Genomic DNA, 2,362 nt, shown 5'->3' on the forward strand with positions numbered 1-2,362 from the left:
CCTCGGCGGTGGCGGCGATCAGTTTGACGCGGCCGTCGCGGGCCGCCGCGTGCTCGCACCGCTCGCGCTGGCCCAGTTCATCTGCAGCTTCGCCGGCTCGAACATGAACGTGATGATCAACGACATCAGCGCGGACCTGAACACGACCGTGCAGGGCGTGCAGCTCGTCATCACACTGTTCCTGCTGGTCATGGCCGCCCTGATGATCCCCGGCGGGCGGCTGAGCGACCTCGCCGGGCGCCGGTGGTGCCTGCGCACCGGACTCATGGTCTACGGGGCGGGCGCGGTCATCAGTGCCGTCGCGCCGAGCCTGGGCGTGCTGATCCTCGGCAACTCGATCCTGGAGGGCATCGGCACTGCACTGCTGATCCCACCCGTCTACATCCTCACCACCCTGTTGTTCACCGAAACGACGTCCCGCGCCCGCGCCTTCGGCGTGATCATGGCGGCCGGCGGGGTCGGCGCGGCCGCCGGTCCGCTGCTCGGCGGGCTGATCACCTCCGCGGTGAGCTGGCGGGCCGCGTTCGCCTTCCAGGCGCTGATCGTCGCGCTCGTCCTCGTGCTCAGCCGGTCCGTGACCGACCCGCTGCCGGCGGACCCGCAGCGCCACTTCGACACCGTCGGCGCCGTCCAGTCGGCGGCCGGCCTCACCCTGGTCGTGATGGGTGTCCTCGCCGCCAGCCACAGCCTGACGCTCACCGTCGCGCTGCTCGCCGCGGGCGCGCTCGTCCTCGCCTGGTTCCTGCACCGGGCCGGGGCCGAGGAGGCCGCCGGCCGGGAACCGCTGCTGTCGCTGAGCCTGTTCCGCAGCCGCGCCGCGAACCTCGGCATGATCACACAGAACCTGCAGTGGCTGGTGCTCATGGGCACCTCGTTCACCGTTGCCGCGTACCTGCAGGTCGTCCGCGGCTACGACGCCATCGAGACGGGGCTGATCTTCACCACCGCCACGGTCGGCCTGCTCGCCACGTCGCTGTCCGCCGCCCACCTCGCCCGACACCATCCCCCGCGCACGCTGATCATGGCCGGGTTCGGGCTGACGGCCGTCGGCACACTCATCCTGATCACCCTGGGCGGGATGTACACGAACCCGTGGGCCTCCGCGCCTGGGCTGCTGACCAGCGGTATCGGCATCGGCATGATGCTGACGCCGTCGGTGACGGTCGTGCAGTCGGCGTTCCCCGAACGGCGCCAGGGCGAGATCTCCGGCCTGTCCCGCAGCGTGTCGAACCTCGGCTCGTCGCTGGGCACCGCGATCGCCGGCACCATCCTCGTCGCCGGCCTGACCACCCACGCCTACGCCGCCGCCATGGTCACCCTCGCCATCCTCGCCGTCGCCGGCCTCGCCTGCGCCGCCCTGCTGCCCCGGTCGGAGCATGGGGCCCCGGCCCGCTGACGGCGGGGACGAGCAGCACACGCCGGCGGCCCCCCGGCGCGTCGCCGTCGGCGCGCGGGACCGGTCGCGGGAGATCCAGGCCAAGGCGCAGCGCAGGTGGCAGGGGTCCTCGGCGGAGGACCTCTCCCGCCGGCTGCGGGCCGGCGACCTGATCAACGGCGCGATGATACTCGCCGCCCTGATCCTGATGATGTTCTTTCCGTTCCTGATCACCCTGGCTGCCGTCTCCCCGTTGCGTCCCGGCGGCGCCGCGGAGATCATCGTCAGGCGGATGGGTCTCGACCACGACGCCGCGATGGCCGTGCAGCGGCTGCTCACGCCGGACACCGGCGGGGGCGCCACCCAGGCCGGCTGGACCGTCGTCGGCGCGGTCTGGCTCTGCCTCGGCGGGCTGAGCCTCGCCGGCTCCGTGCAGACGATCTACCAGCGGGCCTTCCGAATTCCGTCCGCGGGCCTGCGCGGGGTGCCCGGTCAGCTCGGATGGCTCGCCGGCCTCATCGCCTTCCTCGCCGGCACCACCGCCACCGGCGCCGTGCTCACCAGCACCGTCGCCGGCCAGCTCTGCCACGCCCTGCTCGTCACCGCCGCTCTCGGCCTGTTCCTCTGGGGCGGAGCCTGGCTCCTGCTGCGCGGCCGCGCCGGCTGGCGGGAGTTGCTGCCCTGCGCGGTGTTCACCACGATCGGCCTGACCGGCCTCGGGGTATGCAGCCGACTGCTGTTCTCCCAGTCGATCGTCGACAACGAGCGCAGCTACGGCGAGATCGGCGTCGTGTTCACCCTGCTGTCCTGGCTGATCGGCCTGGGCGTCGTCCTCACCGGCGGCGCCATCGTCGGCGTCTGGTACCGCGAACGCCACCCGACCACGCGGACTTTGTGATCTAGCGTGTTTCGCGGCGCACCAAGATCCGAGTGTTCCGCGGCGCACCAAGATCCGAGTGTTCCGCGGCGCACCAAGATCCGAGTGTT

General features: G+C 71.9%; 2 protein-coding genes. Both read left to right on the plus strand.

The window, feature by feature from the left end; translation table 11 throughout:
• On the plus strand, window positions 1-1,396 hold a 1,396-nt coding region (locus tag MXD58_RS29255; RefSeq protein WP_250611389.1), incomplete at its 5' end, for an MFS transporter.
• Window positions 1,377-2,273: a YhjD/YihY/BrkB family envelope integrity protein gene (locus tag MXD58_RS29260; protein WP_248840925.1), complete on the plus strand. Its 897-nt coding sequence runs from the start codon at window positions 1,377-1,379 to the stop codon at window positions 2,271-2,273. The genes MXD58_RS29255 and MXD58_RS29260, both read left to right, overlap by 20 nt.
• Window positions 2,274-2,362 lie beyond the last annotated feature (89 nt).

Origin of the sequence: Frankia sp. AgKG'84/4 (assembly GCF_023242965.2) — a bacterium.
Taxonomy (GTDB): Bacteria; Actinomycetota; Actinomycetes; order Frankiales; family Frankiaceae; genus Frankia.

Coding starts and splice junctions, on each gene's coding strand:
- MXD58_RS29260 (WP_248840925.1), top strand. CDS start 1,377: ATGGGGCCCCGGCCCGCTGACGGCGGGGACGAGCAGCACACGCCGGCG.